21 protein-coding genes, 1 tRNA gene and 1 riboswitch are annotated in these 21,003 nt (G+C 39.0%); of the genes, 11 read left to right on the plus strand and 11 right to left on the minus strand.

Translation table 11 applies throughout. The features are described from left to right. Positions 1 to 45: 45 nt before the first annotated feature. From ACTS4L_RS05320 to ACTS4L_RS05340, 5 genes are all read right to left on the minus strand, one after another. Positions 46 to 831 carry a thiazole synthase gene (locus ACTS4L_RS05320; RefSeq protein WP_440615932.1) on the minus strand — a complete coding sequence of 262 codons (786 nt, stop codon included), beginning with the start codon at positions 829 to 831 and terminating at the stop codon, positions 46 to 48. Then, positions 832 to 1,035, minus strand: coding sequence for a sulfur carrier protein ThiS (thiS, locus tag ACTS4L_RS05325; protein WP_440615933.1), 204 nt, complete (start codon positions 1,033 to 1,035; stop codon positions 832 to 834). It lies immediately after the preceding gene. Then, complete coding sequence (locus ACTS4L_RS05330) at positions 1,032 to 2,084, minus strand: FAD-dependent oxidoreductase (protein WP_440615934.1); 1,053 nt, start codon at positions 2,082 to 2,084, stop codon at positions 1,032 to 1,034. The genes thiS and ACTS4L_RS05330 overlap by 4 nt, the downstream gene beginning before the upstream one ends. Continuing rightward, complete coding sequence (gene thiC, locus ACTS4L_RS05335) at positions 2,074 to 3,954, minus strand: phosphomethylpyrimidine synthase ThiC (RefSeq protein WP_440615935.1); 1,881 nt, start codon at positions 3,952 to 3,954, stop codon at positions 2,074 to 2,076. Before thiC ends, ACTS4L_RS05330 begins: the two co-directional genes overlap by 11 nt. Before the next feature lie 88 nt (positions 3,955 to 4,042). Continuing rightward, positions 4,043 to 4,146, minus strand: a riboswitch (TPP riboswitch). Between the two features lie 250 nt (positions 4,147 to 4,396). After that, a complete protein-coding gene (locus ACTS4L_RS05340; RefSeq protein WP_440615937.1) occupies positions 4,397 to 5,263 on the minus strand; it encodes a prepilin peptidase in 867 nt (288 codons plus the stop codon). A gap of 353 nt (positions 5,264 to 5,616) precedes the next feature. Between ACTS4L_RS05340 and sucC the strand changes: the two genes are divergently transcribed. The 4 genes from sucC (at position 5,617) to rpiA (ending at position 10,042) form a co-directional block, all read left to right on the plus strand. Further along, on the plus strand, positions 5,617 to 6,792 hold the full coding sequence (gene sucC, locus ACTS4L_RS05345; RefSeq protein ID WP_440615959.1) for an ADP-forming succinate--CoA ligase subunit beta: 1,176 nt from the start codon (positions 5,617 to 5,619) through the stop codon (positions 6,790 to 6,792). Continuing rightward, a complete protein-coding gene (gene sucD / locus ACTS4L_RS05350; RefSeq protein ID WP_440615938.1) occupies positions 6,789 to 7,673 on the plus strand; it encodes a succinate--CoA ligase subunit alpha in 885 nt (294 codons plus the stop codon). Before sucC ends, sucD begins: the two co-directional genes overlap by 4 nt. 212 nt (positions 7,674 to 7,885) lie before the next feature. After that, positions 7,886 to 8,974 (plus strand): tRNA epoxyqueuosine(34) reductase QueG, encoded by a 1,089-nt coding sequence (gene queG, locus ACTS4L_RS05355; protein ID WP_440615939.1) that lies wholly within the window; start codon positions 7,886 to 7,888, stop codon positions 8,972 to 8,974. Between the two features lie 390 nt (positions 8,975 to 9,364). Further along, the gene (gene rpiA / locus ACTS4L_RS05360; protein ID WP_440615940.1) at positions 9,365 to 10,042 is read left to right on the plus strand and encodes a ribose-5-phosphate isomerase RpiA; all 678 of its coding nucleotides are present in this window, start codon (positions 9,365 to 9,367) and stop codon (positions 10,040 to 10,042) included. A 12-nt stretch (positions 10,043 to 10,054) separates the two neighbouring features. On the opposite strand, the gene ACTS4L_RS05365 is transcribed toward rpiA, so the two are convergent. The 3 genes from ACTS4L_RS05365 to ACTS4L_RS05375 all read right to left on the minus strand — a co-directional run bounded on the left by ACTS4L_RS05365 (position 10,055) and on the right by ACTS4L_RS05375 (position 11,288). Further along, a tRNA-Pro gene (locus ACTS4L_RS05365) sits at positions 10,055 to 10,131 on the minus strand. 75 nt (positions 10,132 to 10,206) lie between these two features. Continuing rightward, entirely contained in the window at positions 10,207 to 10,413 is a 207-nt protein-coding gene (locus ACTS4L_RS05370; RefSeq protein WP_117003029.1) for a cold-shock protein, read from the minus strand. Between the two features lie 197 nt (positions 10,414 to 10,610). Then, positions 10,611 to 11,288, minus strand: coding sequence for a thiamine diphosphokinase (locus tag ACTS4L_RS05375; protein ID WP_440615941.1), 678 nt, complete (start codon positions 11,286 to 11,288; stop codon positions 10,611 to 10,613). Positions 11,289 to 11,426: 138 nt separating this feature from the next. Here ACTS4L_RS05375 and ACTS4L_RS05380 point away from each other — a divergent pair, with 138 nt between their 5' ends. From ACTS4L_RS05380 to ACTS4L_RS05400, 5 genes are all read left to right on the plus strand, one after another. Beyond that, positions 11,427 to 11,801, plus strand: coding sequence for a type II toxin-antitoxin system RelE/ParE family toxin (locus tag ACTS4L_RS05380; RefSeq protein ID WP_440651775.1), 375 nt, complete (start codon positions 11,427 to 11,429; stop codon positions 11,799 to 11,801). Next, positions 11,798 to 12,109, plus strand: coding sequence for a helix-turn-helix domain-containing protein (locus ACTS4L_RS05385; protein ID WP_440615944.1), 312 nt, complete (start codon positions 11,798 to 11,800; stop codon positions 12,107 to 12,109). The genes ACTS4L_RS05380 and ACTS4L_RS05385 overlap by 4 nt, the downstream gene beginning before the upstream one ends. Positions 12,110 to 12,139: 30 nt before the next feature. Continuing rightward, entirely contained in the window at positions 12,140 to 13,033 is an 894-nt protein-coding gene (gene xerC / locus ACTS4L_RS05390; protein WP_440651777.1) for a tyrosine recombinase XerC, read from the plus strand. Between the two features lie 69 nt (positions 13,034 to 13,102). Beyond that, a complete protein-coding gene (locus tag ACTS4L_RS05395; RefSeq protein WP_440651779.1) occupies positions 13,103 to 13,795 on the plus strand; it encodes a class I SAM-dependent methyltransferase in 693 nt (230 codons plus the stop codon). 107 nt (positions 13,796 to 13,902) lie between these two features. After that, a complete protein-coding gene (locus tag ACTS4L_RS05400; RefSeq protein ID WP_440615947.1) occupies positions 13,903 to 14,055 on the plus strand; it encodes a transposase in 153 nt (50 codons plus the stop codon). Between the two features lie 57 nt (positions 14,056 to 14,112). On the opposite strand, the gene ACTS4L_RS05405 is transcribed toward ACTS4L_RS05400, so the two are convergent. Continuing rightward, complete coding sequence (locus tag ACTS4L_RS05405) at positions 14,113 to 15,942, minus strand: hypothetical protein (protein ID WP_440615948.1); 1,830 nt, start codon at positions 15,940 to 15,942, stop codon at positions 14,113 to 14,115. A gap of 285 nt (positions 15,943 to 16,227) precedes the next feature. Between ACTS4L_RS05405 and ACTS4L_RS05410 the strand changes: the two genes are divergently transcribed. After that, positions 16,228 to 16,440, plus strand: a complete 213-nt coding sequence (locus tag ACTS4L_RS05410; RefSeq protein ID WP_440615950.1) for a DUF6356 family protein — start codon at positions 16,228 to 16,230, stop codon at positions 16,438 to 16,440. A gap of 5 nt (positions 16,441 to 16,445) precedes the next feature. On the opposite strand, the gene ACTS4L_RS05415 is transcribed toward ACTS4L_RS05410, so the two are convergent. Together ACTS4L_RS05415 and ACTS4L_RS05420 are read right to left on the minus strand one after the other, a co-directional pair. Next, on the minus strand, positions 16,446 to 18,434 hold the full coding sequence (locus tag ACTS4L_RS05415; RefSeq protein WP_440615952.1) for a BCCT family transporter: 1,989 nt from the start codon (positions 18,432 to 18,434) through the stop codon (positions 16,446 to 16,448). A 341-nt stretch (positions 18,435 to 18,775) separates the two neighbouring features. Next, positions 18,776 to 19,141 (minus strand): Mpo1 family 2-hydroxy fatty acid dioxygenase, encoded by a 366-nt coding sequence (locus ACTS4L_RS05420; protein WP_440651781.1) that lies wholly within the window; start codon positions 19,139 to 19,141, stop codon positions 18,776 to 18,778. Positions 19,142 to 19,599: 458 nt separating this feature from the next. Between ACTS4L_RS05420 and ACTS4L_RS05425 the strand changes: the two genes are divergently transcribed. Next, entirely contained in the window at positions 19,600 to 20,697 is a 1,098-nt protein-coding gene (locus ACTS4L_RS05425) for a GGDEF domain-containing protein (protein WP_440615955.1), read from the plus strand. Positions 20,698 to 21,003: the final 306 nt, after the last annotated feature.

Below are 21,003 nucleotides of genomic sequence, written 5' to 3' on the forward strand. Positions count from 1 at the left end.
ATGCTTATCGTGAGCACAAAATCACATAACACAATATAGCTTAACTTAGTTTATTTGATGCCAAAATGGTGTGTCTTGCAATGACGTGCTTGCTTCAGCTAACTCTCTTTGTGGCATGCGTTTAGCTAAATATGCTTTTCTGCCAGACTCAGTCGCTAAACGAAAAGCATCTGCCATCAGTGACGGGTTTTCAGCTAATGCCACCGCACTATTTAACAACACACCATCAAAACCAAGCTCCATAGCTAAGACGGCATCTGATGGCGTGCCAATACCGGCATCAACAATTAGTGTAATGTCTTTCAAGCGTGAACGTAACAGTTTAAATGCCGACGGGTTAACAATACCTTGCCCACTGCCAATATACGAGCCTAATGGCATAATCACCTTACACCCTATATTGACTAATTGCTGACAGATAATTAAATCATCAGTACAGTAAGGCAATACCTTAAACCCTTGATCAATGAGGATTTTTGCTGCTTTAATAAGCTCAAACACATCAGGTTGTAATGTATGATTATCACCAATCACTTCAAGCTTAATAAAATCCGTGTTAAAGATTTGCCTTGCTGCTTTGGCAATCATCAGCGCTTCATCTGCTGTCTTACAGCCTGCGGTATTGGGTAACACATGGCAGCCACTTCGCTGTATTCTCTGCCAGAAAAAATTATTTTTACCGCCATGTAACTCACGCTTTAATGCCACGGTAACCATTTGCGTTTGTGACGTATTAATCGCATCACACATGCTCTCCAAGCTTGGATAGAGCGCGGTGCCCAAAAGCATGCGCGAATCAAGATTAATATTATAAAGCTGTAATTGCTCCATTTAACCACCTTGCATTGGTGTGAGAATATCGATCTCATCACCTTGTTTAATTTGTGTTGTATCATAAGCACTGTGATCAATAATTGATTTATTGACCGCAACTGCAGCATAGCTTGAAGCAAAGCCAATATCAGTTAATAACGCCTGCAATGTTTGCGGATTTTTCAGTTGCTTTTTCTCACCATTTAATACGATCTCTATCATACTTTCTCCACTATTTTTATATCTTTTATATCACTTTTTATTTTATCGATAACTTTTAACGCATAGATGGGTGCTAAAAGATAACCATGTCGATAAAAGCCATTAAGTGTTATCAGATTATTCTGTTGCATGAGCCTTGGCAAGCCCTCTTTAAAGCATGGGCGTGCTTGAGTAAAATTTTTTATAATCCGTGCTTCAGCAAAACCCTCATCAACGGTCAATAACGCACTTAGTAACGTTAACTGTGAAATCACACTCATCTGACTCATGTCTTCTGATTGGACAATCGTCGCACCAATATAATAAACCCCACTGCCTCGTGGCACGATATATAACGGCATGCGCGGGTGGCATAGTCTAGTGATTCCCGTAATCTTCACTTCAGGGGCATAAATCACTAAGGATTCGCCACGAATACCATATAAATCATCTAGTGTATCCTTGGCGCCAAGACCACGAGTGTCATAGACATAGTTATGATCTCTTTGCAAATATTGCAGATGAGCTTTGGAAACATCTTGTGCCAAGTGTAAAGAAACACGTGGGTGGTTCATTAAATAAAATGTCGATTGACTAAAGAATCTTCGCACATGAACACAACCTTCGTTCTCAATATAGAGCATGCGATGAGCGAGCTTACCTTGATTATATTGTTCTGTTAATGGAGTTTGTGCATAGGCATGTTCATGTAATGTTAGCCCTTGAACGCGCGCAATTTTAGTCTCAAGATCGCTCAAATCCAAAGGGTGAGCCACAATATTAGTTCCAGTTTGTGCAAAAACACCACCTAACAACCATCGATCAATACGCTGCCAAGCCTCTGCCGAAGAGCATGATAGATCATAGACTCTTTGTCCTTCATCCAGCGCTTCAGATACTGGTGCCACCATACCAGCCGCTGCATAACCACAACTTGATTTACCACTGAAATCAACACTCTTGTCATATAGATCAATCCCAATATCAGCAAATGACTCAAGCAATGTGATGGCCAGTATGCGCCCAACAAGACCGCCACCAACGATCGCAACCCGCACGCTATTCGACATGATAAATTTCAGCGCCTTTTGCCATAAAGTCCTCACTTTTTTGCTGCATGCCTTTCGTAGCAACATCAGCTAAATCCAGCTTATGCGCTTTAGCATAATCACGTACTTCTTGGGTGATTTTCATCGAGCAGAATTTAGGTCCACACATCGAGCAAAAGTGCGCAAGCTTATGACCTTCTTTTGGTAGCGTTTGGTCATGAAAACTCTGAGCTTTCTGCGGGTCAAGACTTAAATTAAACTGATCTTGCCATCTAAACTCAAACCGAGCTTTCGATAAAGCATTATCACGAATTTGCGCGCCCGGGAAACCTTTAGCTAAATCAGCTGCATGCGCTGCAAGCTTATACGTAACAATCCCTTCTCGCACATCCTCTTTATCCGGCAACCCTAAGTGCTCTTTCGGTGTCACATAGCACAGCATTGACGTGCCATACCAGCCAATTTGTGCCGCACCTATCGCTGATGTGATGTGATCATAACCAGGGGCTATATCCGTCACCAAGGGTCCCAAGGTATAAAAAGGTGCTTCAAAGCAATCCTTAAGCTCTTTAGTCATATTCTCTTTGATCATTTGCATCGGCACATGCCCAGGTCCCTCAATCATCACCTGTACATCATGATCCCACGCACGCTTAGTTAATTCACCCAGAGTTTCAAGCTCGGCAAATTGCGCTTCATCATTGGCATCTAAAATAGAGCCTGGACGCAGTCCATCACCTAAAGAAAAAGCGACATCATAGGCTTTCATAATTTCACAAATCTCATCAAAATGCGTATAGATGAAGCTCTCCTTATGATGTGCAATACACCATTTGGCAATGATTGAGCCGCCGCGCGAGACAATGCCTGTTAGTCTTTTAGCGGTTAGATGAATATATTTCAAACGCACACCGGCATGAATAGTGAAATAACTCACTCCCTGCTCGGCTTGCTCAATCAAGGTATCGCGAAAGATCTCCCACGTCAGTTTTTCTGCTTGACCATCGACTCTCTCAAGTGCTTGATAAATTGGTACCGTACCAATTGGCACAGGCGAGTTACGAATAATCCACTCACGCGTCTGATGAATATTCTTGCCCGTTGATAAATCCATCACTGTATCCGCACCCCAGCGTGTGGCGATCACCATTTTTTCAACTTCTTCAGCAATGGATGAGCTGACCGCTGATGTTCCAATGTTGGCATTGATTTTGACACTGAAATTGCGCCCAATAATCATCGGCTCCATTTCTGGATGGTTGATGTTACTTGGAATAATCGCGCGTCCCAAGGCAATCTCTTGGCGCACAAATTCAGGTGTAATTTCTTTAGGAATATTTGCCCCAAAATCAACACTCGGATGCTGCTTAAGTAAAATAGGGTCTTGAATATGCGCATTTGCACACTTTAAGTTCTCACGCAGTGCAACATAGCGCATTTCTTTGGTGATTATTCCGCGACGCGCGTAATGCATTTGTGTGACATTACTGCCTTGTTTTGCTTTTAATGGCTTAGCGCGCTTGGGAAATGCTAAATCTTTTTGTGTATGCGTAAATTCGGCACTAAAGTCTGTTAATGCTTCGATTTCATTATTGTCTTTGATCCACGCTTGGCGCAATTTAGGTAAACCCTCAACCAAATCATGCTTGTAAGACTCATCACTATATTGACCTGAGGTATCATATACTGCAATTTCAGGGTTTTGCACACGACCTTGCTCAGTTAACGTATCGCTCTGAGCAATATAGCGAAAAGGCACGTGAAGATTATCGTCCGTCTGAAGATATTTTTTGCATGATGCAGGATAGGCTGCTTGTAAATCAGCTGATAAGGTCAATGATGCTTTGTCGCTACTTGATCTATTTGATGCTGTTTTTTTATGCTGTGGCATGTATGGCTCCTTATATTTTGCCTTTTACATGCGTAGGAAAACTTTTTGTGATATATCGCGCCAATCATTTTAAGCACAGTACAAAATACAAATCGCTATAACAACTTCCTACGCTAGTACTAACTAGTTCAGGTACAAAGGGTTACAAAATTTGCATTTTGCTCTCAGCCAACGGCACCCCTGTTGTAAACGCGATTTATCGTAAAGTAATTTTTTGGAGGTGTCTACTGCTAGATTTTGTTCTTAACATAATCGGCTAAGCCTAAATATTTGCCCAAAAGGGCTCATCGCACCCTGCGCGTAAATCGAAGCGATGCGCTCGGCATCAGTCGAAGTGGGTAAGCTTAGGAAAATAACACTTCATAGAGGCTTTGACTTACACTCAGCCAGTGCTCATACAATCAAAATGAGTCGAAATATTGTCATCACCACATAATCTTACCTAGAAGTGCGGAAATAGCATTTGGAAATATGCATGGGTGAGCGTTTGACCGACAAAAGGATACAATACTCCAGCAATTGCGATGGAGGGACCAAAAGGGATTAGCGAGGTTCCTTGTCGCTTGATTAAGCTTGTGATAATGGCAAACACAATACCAATCACCGCACTGGTGAATATCAAAAGCAGTAAGCTTGGTGCGCCAAACCAAGCGCCAAGTGCTGCCATTAATTTGAAGTCACCATAGCCCATACCCTCTTTGTTGGTAATGAATTTAAACACCCAAAATACGAGCCACAATATGCCATAACCAAGGGCTGCGCCCAATATTGCCTGTATTGGCGAGCTAAAAACAAACGCGCAATTGATTAATAGTCCAAGCCACAGCAAAGGTAAGGTGAGATTATCAGGTAACATAAAATGTTTAAGATCAATCACCGCTAGCGGAATTAAAAAGAAATACATAACACATAACAACAAGGCAGCAAAGGTTATACCAAAATAACAGAGTGTCACTAAGACTAGAGCACCACTTAATAATTCAATACTTGGATAAAGTAAAGATATTTTACTGTGGCAAAAGCTACATTTACCACGCAAAAAAATAAAGCTTAAAAGAGGGATATTATGCCATGGTTTTAATGGGTGATGGCACACCGGACAAGCTGACTGGCGATGAATATTCTCGGATAAACTCTCATCTATATCAGGTTGCGAGATATCGAGCATATCATAAGCTTGATCTTTATATTGTTTATCTAAGATTTTAGGTAAGCGTGTGATGACCACATTTAAAAAACTGCCAACACAGACAGCAACAATGGTTGCCGCAATGATAATAATAGGTGCTATCTCGTTTAAAAATTCCATAAACACATTCAAAAAACTAATTTCTTATGAGTATATACTGATTAAAAAAAGTGAAAACAAAAACTTTGGTAATTGATGCTTAACCGAGCATCAATATTACGATATACCACTCGTGAATCATTTTGCGTTGTTTAATGTCAAATAAGTTTTTGATAATTTTGAGTCATTGGATTGCAGGCAATAGCAAGGACTATTAGCAATATCAAATGGCTCAAAAGAACAAGAAATTCAATGGCAGAAAGACTGTAAAATGGTTTGCGGGTGGTATATACTTGCCGGTGTTTTCGTTTTTGTGTCGATCAGCACATGAAAATTTTGTTAAACAAACCATAAAGTTAAATAGTGAGAAAGATATGAATTTACATGAATATCAAGCAAAACAGCTTTTTGCTGAATACGGCTTACCGGTATCAAAAGGTTATGCTGTTGAAAGCGTTGAAGAAGCGTTGGTTGCTGTTGATAAAATTGGTGGTGACATGTGGGTTGTTAAGGCTCAGGTTCACGCAGGCGGTCGCGGTAAAGCGGGTGGCGTGAAGCTAGTTTCTAACAAGGAAGATGTTGCTAATTTTGTGAAAAACATGATGGGTACACGTCTTGTTACTTTCCAAACCGATGAAAACGGTCAGCCAGTTAGCAAAATCCTTATCGAAAGCTGCACTGATATTGCCAAAGAATTATATCTAAGCGCGGTTGTTGATCGTAGCACGCGTCGTATTATCTTTATGGCATCAACTGAAGGTGGTGTTGAAATTGAAGAAGTTGCAGAAAAAACACCTGAGAAAATCTTCAAAGAAATTGTTGATCCTGTCGTCGGCGCACAACCTTATCAAGCACGTAAAATTGCGTTTAAGCTTGGCTTAGAAGGTAATCAAATCAAGCAATTCACTAAGATTTTCTTAGGTCTTGCCAAGATGTTTCAAGAAAGAGATCTTGAACTTTTAGAAATCAATCCTTTGGTGATCACCAAAGAAGGCAACCTTCATTGTTTAGATGCTAAAGTAGCTGTTGATGGCAATGCATTATATCGCCAACCACAATTAGCTGAATGGCGTGACTTATCGCAAGAAGATGAGCGTGAAGCACGTGCGGCTGAGTGGGAACTTAATTATGTTGCATTAGATGGTGACATCGGATGCATGGTTAATGGTGCTGGTCTTGCAATGGCAACAATGGACATCGTTAAACTTCACGGCGGACGTCCTGCAAACTTCCTTGATGTAGGCGGTGGGGCTACAAAAGAACGCGTATCAGAAGCATTCAAAATCATTCTATCTGATGCGGCAGTTAAAGGTGTATTTGTTAACATATTCGGTGGCATCGTGCGTTGTGACATGATTGCTGAAGGTATTATGGCAGCAGTTGAAGAAGTTGGCGTCAAAGTGCCAGTGGTTGTGCGTCTTGCCGGTACAAATGCTGAATTAGGTGCCAAAAAATTAAAAGAAAGCGGTTTAAATATTATTGCTGCTAATGGTTTCACAGATGGTGCGAAGAAAATCATCGAAGCAGTTAAAGAGGTATCTCACGTATGAGCGTTTTAGTTAATAAGAACACAAAAGTTATCTGCCAAGGTTTTACTGGTAAGCAAGGGACTTTTCATTCAGAGCAAGCAATTGCTTATGGTACAAAAATGGTTGGCGGCGTCACACCAGGCAAAGGCGGTACAACGCACTTAGGCTTGCCCGTATTCAACACAGTTCAAGAAGCCGTTGATGCAGTACAACCTGATGCAACAGTGATCTACGTACCAGCGCCTTTTTGTAAAGACTCAATCATTGAAGCGGCTGATGCTGGCATCAAATTGATCGTATGTATTACGGAAGGTATTCCTGTTATGGATATGCTTGAAGCTAAAGTTTACGTTGAGCGCTCAGGTTCACGTTTGATCGGTCCAAACTGCCCAGGCGTTATTACGCCAGGTGAGTGCAAAATCGGTATCATGCCAGGCAGCATCCATATGCCAGGTAAAGTTGGTATCGTATCACGCTCTGGTACATTAACATACGAAGCAGTTAACCAAACAACTGCTTTAGGCTTTGGTCAATCAACATGTATCGGTATCGGTGGCGATCCAATCCCTGGCACTAACTTTATCGATGCTCTAGAGATGTTCCAAAACGATCCACAAACTGAAGCAATCATCATGGTTGGTGAGATCGGTGGTTCAGCTGAAGAAGAAGCTGCTGAATACATAAAAAATAACGTTACTAAACCAGTTGTATCATATATCGCTGGGGTAACAGCACCTGCTGGTAAGCGCATGGGTCACGCCGGAGCAATTATCTCTGGAGGTAAAGGTACAGCTGCTGAGAAATTTGCAGCACTTGAAGCTGCAGGTGTCGCTGTTAGCAAATCACCTGCTGAACTAGGCAAAGTCCTACAAGAAGTTACTGGTTGGGCGACTCCTGCTTAATCCTCTATTTTTACGAAGCGCATATTAAAATGCGCTGACTAACTTTTTATAGCTAATCGCTGTATCTTATCTTGAGAGTTATGATGGTGGGATAGGTATTTTTGATCTACCTGAGGCCATGATTGCATTATTAATTATTTGTATTATTTGACATCGCATTGCAGTACAATCGAGCCTACCTCGTGAATCCATCTCAAACAGTCTTAAGAACATTGAACTCGAACAGCGTAAGCTTAGAACAGTGGAACAGCATTAAACAATTTGCACTGACTACACTAGGCATTTCTGATATTTCAGCCACTGACTGTCTACTTGATCAGTATATCCCTAAATATCAAGAGTGGCTTGAGCAAGGTTATCATGCTGATCTTAATTACATGATCAAACATGGTAGTAAACGCTATACACCACATGAGCTTGTTACAGGCACTAAAAGTGTTATTGTGGTGCGGTTAAACTACTTACCCCAAGCTTACTGCTTCAAAGGTATTCGCAAAACGCTATCAACACCAAGTGAAAATGCCGCTATTTCTATTTATGCACATGGTCGTGATTATCACAAAGTATTACGTCAGAAACTAAGTAAACTAAGTGACTTTATTCAAGATATTTTCCCAGAGCATAGTGCGCGCGTTTTCACTGATAGCGCCCCTGTGTTAGAAAAACCATTAGCTGAAAAAGCGGGTCTTGGCTGGATAGGTAAAAATAGCAATCTTCTGCATCCAGTCGATGGTTCATTTTTCTTTATCGGATGCATCTATTCTAGCCTTGATTTTAGTGCGTTTGCACAACCGCCCATAACGGATCAATGTGGCAAATGCCAAGCTTGTATTAAAGCATGCCCTACCAATGCTATAGTTAACAACAAAGTCATTGATGCTAATAAATGCATCTCTTATTTGACGATTGAAAATAAAGGTGTGATTCCAATGCAATATCGTCAAGCAATTGGTAATCGCATCTATGGTTGCGATGACTGTCAACTGGTATGCCCGATTAATAAGGAAGCACCTGTAACCGCTGAGTCGGATTTTCGCTCACGCGAGCACTTAAGCAACCAGAGTCTTATGAGTCTAGCTCAATGGTCAGAAACAGAGTTTTTGAAAAAAACAGAAGGCTCTGCTATTCGTCGAATTGGTTATCAGGCTTGGCTTAGAAATATCTATATCGCCCTTGGTAATGCACCTTTTTCCAAAGAGATTGTTACACTACTTGAAAAAGCCAAACTAACACATAGCGACAATGCTTTGCTCTTAGATCATATCAACTGGGGAATTGAGCAACAGATGGCAAAAATTTAGGTGGGTTTCAGGATATCCATATCCTATTAAAGTTCATCCGTGCGGGGGGGGGCTATCCATTTCTACCTTCATCCGTTAAGGTCGCCATCCGTTGCATGAGTGACATTATGGACAAAACAATTATTAAAATATGTAGGATTTTAACTAAATCTTTGTGAGAAATTTGCCATTTTCATAAATTTAGCTTATATTTTAATCAAAATGCCACATAGTGATCACTTTTCACCACCTTCAACCCAGCTGTTTTGTAGAGTTTCTTATTATTTTACTTTATTTCGATTTAATACATATCACTATAATCTATAACCTTGACTTATTTTTTACCTTTGTAATCCCCCATAAATATGCCAAAATAAGCCACCTATCTCGATTAATTGGATGACACCACTTATGTTTTTCAATAAAAAAACAGATCAAAATGAATTAAAAAAAATTGCTGCAACTGCCGCAATTGAATATATCAAACCGGGAATGACCGTTGGTGTTGGCACAGGCTCAACGGTTAATTTCTTTATTGATGAGCTTGCTAAAATTAAATCCAAAGTTGAGCTGACTGTCTCAAGTTCTGAGGAAAGCACTAAACGCCTGAAGGCACATGGCTTTGAAGTCGTTGATTTAAACTATCCTAATAAAGTTGATATTTATATTGATGGCGCTGATGAGGCCAATAAACACCGTGAGTTAATCAAAGGTGGCGGAGCTGCATTAACCCGCGAGAAAATTTGCCGTGTCGCCAGTGATAAGTTTATCTGTATTATTGATCAAACCAAGCGAGTGCCTCAACTAGGACGCTTTCCATTACCCGTTGAAGTCATTCCTATGGCACGCAGTTATGTTGCCAAAGAGTTAGTAAAGCTAGGCGGTCAACCGATCTATCGTGAAGGAGTGATTACTGATAATGGCAACATTATCATTGATATTCACAACTTGATGATCGATAACCCATTGAAGCTTGAACAGCAAATTAACCAAATCACCGGTGTGGTTTGCAATGGATTGTTTGCAGTTAACCCTGCGGATACATTGCTTATAGCCAATGATAAAGGTCAAATCGATATTATTGAATGAAATAATTAACAATGGTCGGGACGGCGGGATTTGAACCCACGACCTTTAGCACCCCATGCTAACGCGCTACCAGGCTGCGCTACGCCCCGAGGTCAAATCTCATAATAATGAAACATTTTGAAGTAATAACAAAGCGCTCCTAGAAACGCTCGTGATAAAATAAATTATCCAGCAATTTGAACGTTTACTGCTTGTGGGCCACGGCGGCCATCTTCAATATCAAATGAAACGCGTTGATCATTAGCTAATGATTGTAAACCATTTAATGCAGTTACATGAACGAAAAGATCAGAACCACCATTGTCTGGCTTGATAAAACCAAAGCCTTTTGTTTCATTAAAAAATTTTACGGCACCTGTTTGTTGCGACATATCCTATACTCTCTTACTATTATATTTAAATTAAACTTTACTGACTCCATGTACTCTTATGCGCTTAGTGGGTATATGCAGCATGATAAAATCACTCACATATAAGAACAAAAATCACTCAAAGACCAAAAAGTCGCACTCAGTATAGCAAGACTGTATAAAAAACAAATCATTTTATCTGCGCAACGCTAACTATTTTATTTTGACAGCGATCGATGATAAGGATCATGCGATAAAAACAGCAAGCCACTGCCCTGTGAATAGTCGATATACAGCCCATCTTTAAGCGCATGATTACGAATGCTAAGTGCCTCGCCAAAGCGTAATGTGTATTTATCTAAATCAAAGGCGAATCCTTGTAATGTTAAATCAACAAGCTCAAACAGCGGTACAATTGAAACCATCTTGCCCTTTGCATTGATTATACTCATCTTCTGATGCATTAATTGTGAAACGCCATAACGATCAATCACTTGGCATTTGACCTGCTGCTGATACTTAAGTAGCGTTGAAATATTCCCAAGATAATGATCCATCTCCTTACCACCAAGACCAAATAAGAAAAGCTTGCAATAGCCATGTTGTTGCAAATGATTTAGCGCTTTCTCAAAATCAGTATAATATTGATCGTCATCTTGCTGATACAAAATATGTAGCCGCTTAGCATGATCAATTGAATCACCGTCACCAATAATCATCTGCACTTTATTAACCAGACTTTTGACATCTTGAATCTGATTAAATGCACCATCGGCACAATAAATAGGTAAGTCATCTAAATGCTTACTGATATACGACTCACAAAATTTAATATCTATCTCACCATTAATTAATAAAATTGCCGCTTTTGCCAATATTTCCTCTTTATAGAACATGAGTTTCATTAGAGCGCATTGTATTACATGCTATAACATATTTGTTATTAAGTTTTTACCATTTTGATCGCTTATTATTTTCAATATATACCACCAAGTGATATACTCATGCTATTGCTCACTAAATTTTAGAACCATATGATTCGTGTTTATATGCTTTCAGAGTTTGCTAAATGGGTAAAAAAAGAAAATATAACTTCCAATGATTTACTAAGTTGTGCTGTTGAGGTTATTGACGGGCTCCATGATGGTGATCTGGGTTCCAACTGCTACAAAAAAAGACTTGGCATCAAAGGAAAAGGAAAGCGATCAGGCGCAAGAGTCATACTTTCTTACCGTATTGGTGATTTTTTAATATATATTTATGGTTATGCTAAAAATGCAAAAAGCAACCTTACACCAAAAGAGCAAAATGCTTTAAAGCTATATTCAAAAGAGATATTGATGAAATTATCAAATGATGACATACATAAATTGCTGCAAGAAAACAATTTAATAGAGGTGAAGCCATGAACAGCAAAACATTACTCGAAATCTTACATCATTCGGCTAAAAGCATGCATGATCTAAATATTATTGATGCAAAAACAATGCGCAACTTTGATGAAGCTTGCCTACCTGAAATACAACCGTTAAGTCCTCAGGAAATAAAAGCAATTCGTATCGAAAACAAGATAAGTCAAAGCATCTTCGCTAAACTTTTAAACGCAAGTAATTCAACTGTGCAAAAATGGGAAACAGGAGAAAAAAAGCCTCGAGGTATCTCACTGAAGCTACTTAATATTATTAAACGAAATGGTGTTGATATACTCTACAATTAAATGAGAGTATATCATTTAACAACTGACCGTATGAACAATGCTATGACACAAGAATTCAATGGCTTTTTACATCACCTAAAATTTGAACGCAATTACTCTGATCTTACCATCGATGCCTATCAGCGCGATTTAAGTGGGTTTGACGTCTTTTTGCAAAGCAAAGATAAAACGCTTACTGAAAGTACATCACAAGAGATAAAGCTCTGGCTTAAAACATTACATAGCCAAGGCATTAGCCCCAAATCCATTCAACGTAAATTAAGTGCTGTTAAATCTTTTTTCCGCTATTTGTTAAGCTATGAAATAATCACAGAAGACCCTTCTTATGCGATCAAAGCGCCCAAAGCAGCTAAAAAACTTCCTAAGACACTTGATGTTGATCAAATGCAACACATCCTAGATTATCAAAGCGATGATGATTTAGAGCTGCGTGATCTTGCCATGCTTGAGGTTATCTACAGTAGCGGACTGCGCCTTAGTGAATTAGCCCAATTACGTTTTGAACAAATCGATTTCTCACAACAAACCATTCGCGTATTTGGCAAGGGCAGTAAAGAACGTATCGTGCCAATTGGTAATAAAGCGATTAGCGCCATCAATAAATGGTTAAACATACGTCAGAGTTTAAACTGCGTCCATGATTATCTTTTTACCACCTTAAAAGGCACACCAATTCAAGTGCGTAGCATTCAAAAGCGTTTTGAAAAATTTGCACTTGAGCACGCACCAAAGCATATTCATCCACATATGCTAAGGCACGCCTTTGCCAGCCACTTGCTCGAGTCCTCAAGAGACCTTGTCGCTGTGCAGAATTTATTAGGTCATAGCGATATTTCAACCACTCAAATTTATACACACCTTGATTTCCAACAACTGGCAAGTGTCTATGATCAAACTCATCCACGTGCTAAACGCAAAAAATAAGACTTATAATATATGCAATCCATCAACTATCTCACATCGCATAACACGACAGTCCCACCCGATGTAGAGATGCTTAAATCTATCTCTATCAATAGATTAAACACCTTACCTGAGCACTCATTTTATCTTGAATATGAAAATGATTTACTAACACTAAAACATAGCGATTCAGCATTAACGCTTTGCGTAGACTTCAATAGTCATGATATTCAAAATCGCATCAAACCCAACACCGCAAAACTTGATCTAATCAAAGCGATTGAGGGTAAAGGTAAAGATAAATTAAGTATTTTGGATATGACTGCAGGTTTAGGGCAGGATAGTTTCTCTCTTGCCGCACGAGGGCATACTATCGATGCGATTGAGCAAAACCCTTATGTTTTTTTGCTACTTAAAGACGGCTTACAGCGTGCTCAAAATGATATAAATTTGTCAGAAACTGCACAGCGAATTAGTCTTTACTTTGCCAACTCAACTCACTTTAATCATGCGCATCAAGTAGATAAATATGATGTAATTTATCTTGATCCGATGTTTCCTGAGCGCACTAAAACTGCCAAGGTCAAAAAAAACATGCAGTTGCTGCATGAACTCGTGGGTATTGATGATGAAAGCAATATATTACTTTTCGAACAAGCCAAAGCGTTAAGCCCTAAAAAGATAGTCGTTAAACGTCCGCGCTTGGGCGATTTTATTGACCACCAAAAACCAACCAGTCAGGTAACTGGTAAGAGTAGTCGATTTGATGTTTATGCCTGTTAAGTACGCTGATAAGGTGACTGATATAATACCCCAATAAATTTAAACAGTATCTTTTAAAATATAGTTCAGATATATTGATAAAAGTGAAATGAACAGAGGGCGTATTTATGAGCACAAAAAGGGCAAGTTACTCATCCGAGTTTAAGGTCAAAGTTGTATTGGAGTTATTGGCAAATGAGCTTACGTTAGCCGAGCTTGCGAGCAAACATAATATAACGACAAAAAACCTCCAAAATTGGAAAAAAAATCTTTTTAGATAATGCAGTTATTGCTATGGAACCAGCTAAGGCGGTTAAAGAGTACAAGTCTGAAAATAGTTATTGACCAGACCATTGATCTAATGTGGTGCGCGTTGCAAAAGCAGAAGCATCAGGTCCAAAGTTTTTGTTATCGGTTGTATGCACTATATTTTTTATTGTTTCAGCTGTTGATTTATTGATATTTATATTGACATCCACCATGTGCTTGAGCGTAATTCCAGAGTGGTCAGGCGCTTCAATCGCGGCTTGACTGTATGTGTTACCTGAAGTATTTCTAAACACACTATACACACCAAAACCATAGCCATTAAAGTGGTTTACTTGATCTGCAATTTTAAATGATGCTGGAACGGCAAAATTTTCCGGCACATCATAAGGCAACTCTGACTGGTAAAAATACACATTACCATTATCGCCATTCCAAATCACCTGATTGCCCCTGAAATGTTCAACAGCCAAGCCATAGGCAGTAACATTGTGTCCATTAACAATTAAACCAGTTTGTGCTACATCCTGATCCCAACTACCCGCACCAACCCCATGATCAGCGCGCCATAACCATAGATTATCTAAGATAGTGTAACTGTCATTTATCGTAATACAACTTTGCGTTTGCGCCTCAACCCTACCGCCAACTCGGCAGTAAACATCTGACAAAGTCGTCGGATCATTTGCAGCACCATGATCCTGACCATTTACACCAATTTGCAATAAAGAAGGGTCGCTAACATTAACAGGGTCATTAGAACCTGCCTCAAAGATGATACCGGCAACTTTAACACCACTAGCACTGACTTGCATAATCGATTTATGCGGTGATACAGCAGTTAATACCGGAACACCCAAGCCAAACACCACGGTATTAGCTTGATTAATATTAATCGTGTCTGTTAGATTATACTGCCCTGGCGTAAAAATCACAGCACATGGCTGCCCAGCCTTGGCTTGAATTGCTGCATTAATATCACTAGCACTCATGCTTGGCTTCACAATAACAAATTGTGACTGTGGAATAATAGCAGCCCCATTACTTAAGTCGCTTACCCCATGACTTGCTTGAGCATTATATTTTGGTACAACCATCTCAAAGCTTCCTTTTTCAAAAGCTAAATAAGGTTTTTCCTGAATGCTTGGTGTGCTATCAACAACGGTATATGGAGTTTGAGCCCAATTACCTTCTGTCGGTGCGCCATTGACACCAACAAACACTTGATTCCAAACGCCATTCGACCAGTTGCCAACTGTACTATTTCTTGATAGCCATTGTTGCTGTGTTATTGATTGCACCGCATTATTAACCATTACATTTGCCAAGAACCCGCCACTAGCATAACCGTATGGGTGATATGGATCTGGCGCATTTGGATCTTTTTGAGCCAACCATAAATCGCCTTTTATATTGACATTCCGCATTGGTGAGGCTTGAGACACTGCCCATGTATCATTGCCTGGAACCGTGAAGTTCTCTGCTGAACGCCAAAATGTATCTAAGCTAGTATGATTTCTTAAATGTGTGACTTGTACACTGCCTATGGTTGTATCATTTGGGTTTAGCCCCAAACCTGCCACCTGAGTATAATAACCTACTTCAACATTCGTACCACTGTAATTCCCAGGTTTAAATAATAGCGCATAACCATCTGATCCAAACTGATCATCCTGCATTTGTGTATTAATGTTTCCTACAATATCATTAATGTCTCCTTGGCTTTGACTGGCGTCAAACACACAAACATGGTCACCAAACAAGGTATTGCCATAACCACCACAAGCACTGCTATTGGCAGCATTTCCCGTGACAGCACAGCCTATACTTAATGCACACAATAATACTGTTTTTCTAACACTTAGATACATTTTTGACTCCTTAGTCGTTGATATCATCATTGTATCCCCCTCTTTTTCCAACTTATCCATATCATCTTCAAATCAATAGTAAGCATCAATTAAGACATTCTTTCATTACAATATGGTTTTTTGTTTGTTTTCTCTGATTTCCCAGATCTTATTCCATCTAATGACTACCACACAAGAAGCCAAATGGCAGGGGTCATAATAATGCTATACCTTGACTTTCAAAAAAACTGCTTTAGCGAATTGCCACCATAACATTTTGACAAGTACAATATAGCTCCTTTAGCATACGTAATTGGAGACCAAAAGGAGGATAAGATGAATTATTTAACGAAACATTTAAACGATATTAATGAAGGATATTTTCAACATGCCAAAGAAGCGCTCTACTGCGGTGTGTTAATGATTGCAGCCGGTATCTTTTGCTCGATACATGCAATATTGCCTTTTTTGTTTGAAAAAACAGCAAGCAATATTCTAAATAAGCTCCAACAACGCTTCAAAAAGCGTCTGAACTCAACGTGCGGCTAACTCAATTAAACAAGCGCCTTACCCGCATTTGATACGTGAATATAATAAAGATGCTTTTCATATTGCGTTAAGATATCGGCAATCACCTGCTCTTCGGTATAGCCCATAATGTCATATTGCTGACCACCATGTTCTAAAAATACTTCAGCACGATAATAGTGTTTATCTTGCTCATCTATATTTTTTTCATTACCGCCATCATCCTCAGCGTAGCTTGGTAAAGAAAAAGCGCGAATATGTACACTATAAACAAAATCAATATCATCTGATTTTGGAATCAATAAACGCACTTTATCCTCATCCATTATAATTTGAACTTCTAACTCTTTTTTAATACGTATCCCGACCTTTTCAACCGCAGGTTGCACTACTTGTTTCAAGAACGTCAGTGCTTGTACGCGATTGGGTAGCATCAACAGACCATCTAAACGTTGTTGCCAACTTGCATTTGCCGATGTGTACTGTATTGCCGTTGAATGTGTTTGAATACTTGATAGGCGCAAATAGTCCTCGCGCAATGCTTTAACTAATGCAATACACATGAAAAACAATACAATTAGAAATGGAAAAGCACTCGCAATAGTCGCTGTTTGCAGTGCCGCTAATCCTCCTGAATAAAGCAAAGATATTGCTAAAAAGCCTTCTAGCAATGACCAAAAGATGCGTTGCCATACAATCGATTTTTTGGCATTTGCCGTAGCAATAATATCAATCACCAATGAGCCTGAATCTGCTGAAGTCACAAAAAAGGTTACCAATAAAATCAAAGCAAGTATTGAAGTAATTGAAGATAATGGAAAGTGCTGCAAGAATTCAAATAATGCCACCGGAATATTATGCTGCACGGCTTGTACCAATGCCATTGACTGATCATGCAATACCAAATTAATCGCTGAATTACCAAAAACACTTAGCCAAAGAAAGGTAAAACCGGTTGGAATAAATAAGACACCAACCAAAAACTCACGAATGGTGCGCCCTTTTGATACTTTAGCAATAAACATTCCAACAAACGGCGACCATGCTATCCACCACCCCCAGTAGAACAATGTCCAGCCACTTAGCCACCCTTGTTTATTCTCATAAGCATAGAGATTAAAGGTTTTATTAACAATACTACTTAAGTAACTTCCTGTGTTTTGCACAAACGCTTGCAATAACGATGTAAAGCCGCCCAAGCACAGCACAAACAATAATAAAAGTATCGCTATGATAATGTTGAAGTTACTTAATAGTTTAATACCCTTTTCTAGCCCCAATGCCACTGAAGCTGTTGCAATGAGTGTGATGATAATGATCAAAATGGTTTGTATTGACACATTGACAGGGACATTAAATAAAAAGTGCAATCCGGCATTGACTTGTGTCGCTCCTAACCCCAATGATGTAGCAATACCAAACATCGTACCTAGGATTGCAAACACGTCAACAACATGCCCTATCACGCCATAAATCCTTTTGCCAATAAGCGGGTAGAGCACCGAACGTGGCAGCAATGGTAACTTATGACGATACGAAAAATATGCCAAAGCTAAACCAACAATTGCATACACTGACCACGCCTGCAACCCCCAATGAAAGAAAGTCACATTCATTGCATCTTTTGCTGCAAGAATACTACTGTTTGTGCTAACATCTGGCGGTGACAAATAATGTTGCAATGGTTCAGCAACACTAAAGAACATCAAACCAATTCCCATACCTGCAGCAAATAACATTGCAAACCAAGAAATATTGCTATGCTCAGGCAAACTGTGATCTGGACCTAATTTGATATCCCCCAGACGACTCACCATCAAGAATATACATAAACAGACAAAGATTGCCATACCTAGAATATAAAGCCATCCAGTTTGTAACGTTAACCAACTTTGGATATTTGCAAAAAATAATTTAGCATGCTGTGGCCATAGCACGCCAATCAATGCAAACAATACAATCAAAATTATCGATGGGTAAAATACGGGTGCATAGGCGCCTTTTTGCCTACTCATAAACTCCTCCTCTGTTATCAATCCTTTTTTACCCTAACACATTTAACTCAAGCTTTCAAAAAAGCTTCAAAGACAAACTCCCACCATTGCCTCACCTTTGATGGAAAGGGTCATGTCATGAATCAAGAATAAGTTGCGTCAGTTAGTACCTCTCCCCTTGCGGGATCGCTCGTGCAGCTTAAGCTGCACGGGTGAGGGGAGTAATTGAAGCTCAACTTATTTTTGAATTATTACCATGCAACTTATAAGCATCTAAGCAATAGTTTATTGGTAATATTTGCATAACTATTTATTGTGATCACATCTGCTTAGAACATGATTCAAGACCCATAAAGGTCCTATCAGTAAAAACTGTAAATCTTTAAAAAAGATGGCTTTTTGCCCTCAAGTTTGTGTCCTATAAACTGAAAAATCCAACTAATAATAAATATGACAAGGCTCACCCAAAAAAGATGTGGTATTTGATAAAGAATAATGATCATAATCAGTGTAATCAACAGCATATATAGACTAAGACCCAATGATAATCGCGCGTAGAAAATCAGGCTAACAACCACTAAAAGCCACATAAGCCAAGGAGATATACTCAATAAAACGCCCATTAAGCTAAACATAATAAGTGGCACAAAGATGTAGTGAATCATCTTATTGGTTTTATTTTGATGGCTTTGAGCATATTCATCAAGCCATTGATCAAGTGTTTTCATTGTCAGATTCCTATAGACACCTATGAATGTCTATAGTCTAACGTAAGTTATATTTTTTAAATAGTCATATCACAAACCATATTGTCTCACTTGCGCATGGAACAATAATGCTCAAATTTTGTCATAGACATGGTAAATCAGAAAAATAACTGCCGCACCAAATACAAATGGTCCAATAACAATAGCTGGCAACAATAGGTTCTTAAGTAATTTCATGGCTTCTCCCGTTTTTATTCTTTTTTGGCTCTTTTTTAAAGTTTTCATCAATCAATAAAACATCGCTAGCATAACGTTAATTTGCCATAAAATTAATGCTCATATTGCACACACAACATATTAGTATATCCAAGCATTGATTATCAATGTGCTGATTTTATAGCCTTTTATTAAATTTCAGCTATAGTTATTGCTATCTAAAGCCACAACAAAGCTATAAAAATATCAAATGGATATTGGTGATGAGACAAGCAAAAATATGGTTAAACAATAAATTCAATATCAAAAACTCCAGATCATCCTACTGGCACCGTATTCATGTAACACTTGTTAGCTTGATGCTTGTTATTATTGGTAACTCCATCTTTGGTATTTTGCATTTTACAACTGAAAAAGAAATCTATGGTGGTGTGTATAGCTATTGTGCGGTACTTTCTTATTGCATACCGCTTGTTTTATTAATATATCGCCGTTACTATCTGGCAAAGTTCACGCTTGGTGCACTATTTATTATCAACACCTTTGTTTTTACTTACTTTTTGTATCAGCCTGAGCTCTTAAACTACCTTTTCTTCATGGCAGTCCCGCCCTTTAGCAACATGATTTTTGCGGTTAATCAACATAAAACCAAATGGTTTCTATCGCTAACTTCAGTTGCTTTGATGATTTTTTGTGTGGCGTATCCTAACCATAACTATTTGATTGAACTGCCATTGAGTGATCAAAAGACAACAAATGTATTTATTTTAATAACCATTACTATTGTAATTGCTACAACTATATCGGTTATTTTGTCTGATCTGGAATATAGTGAGAAACAACTCGAGATTATGGCGACCACTGATAAGCTAACGAATCTACTTAATCGCAGTGCTTTTCATGACCGTGTCAGTGACTTCAAGCATCATACTCGCGAAGGAACACCTTACAGTATAATGTTTATTGATATTGATAAATTCAAAAGAATTAATGACCAACATGGGCATGCCATGGGCGACAAGGTTCTTCAGAATGTGGCAAATATTTTAAAGCAGCACACACGCAAAGATGATATCGTCTCACGCTTTGGTGGAGATGAATATGTGATTCTATTACCAAATACTACAATGCCACAAGCCCAAGAAATTGGGCAACGGCTTAATACAAAAGTACGCCAAGACATCCCCAAAATCGGCTCAATTCAAGTCACGATCAGTATTGGTGTTGCCACTAACCTATATCATCCACTGGAATCAAATAACTTTGAAACCACCTTAAACAAAGCAGATGAAGCCCTTTATCAAGTGAAAGCGGCAGGGCGCAATGGTATGGTTTGTTTACAAGTGTGCAAGACACCCTGAAAACTAACAATCATTGCAGAGACCTGCAGCCCTAGCTACGTTACCTTGCATGCCAAAACATGACAATGGACAACTTTTTAGCAATGTGGATCCAGTTATAGCTCCCACATTAATAGCGTATGCACCCTGAGAAACAGAACCCAGAGCTAACATCGTCAATACAGATAACATGGAACCGACTAAATTTAATTTTTTCATTTTATTTCCTTACGTTTATTTAACAGTTTAATTATACCCAACTTGGTAAGCAAAAATTCTGAAACGTATACGATATAAGGCTTTTCGCCATACATAAAGGTGCGTTAA

Origin of the sequence: Cysteiniphilum sp. 19S12-1, from assembly GCF_052030685.1 — a bacterium.
GTDB lineage: Bacteria > Pseudomonadota > Gammaproteobacteria > Francisellales > Francisellaceae > Caedibacter.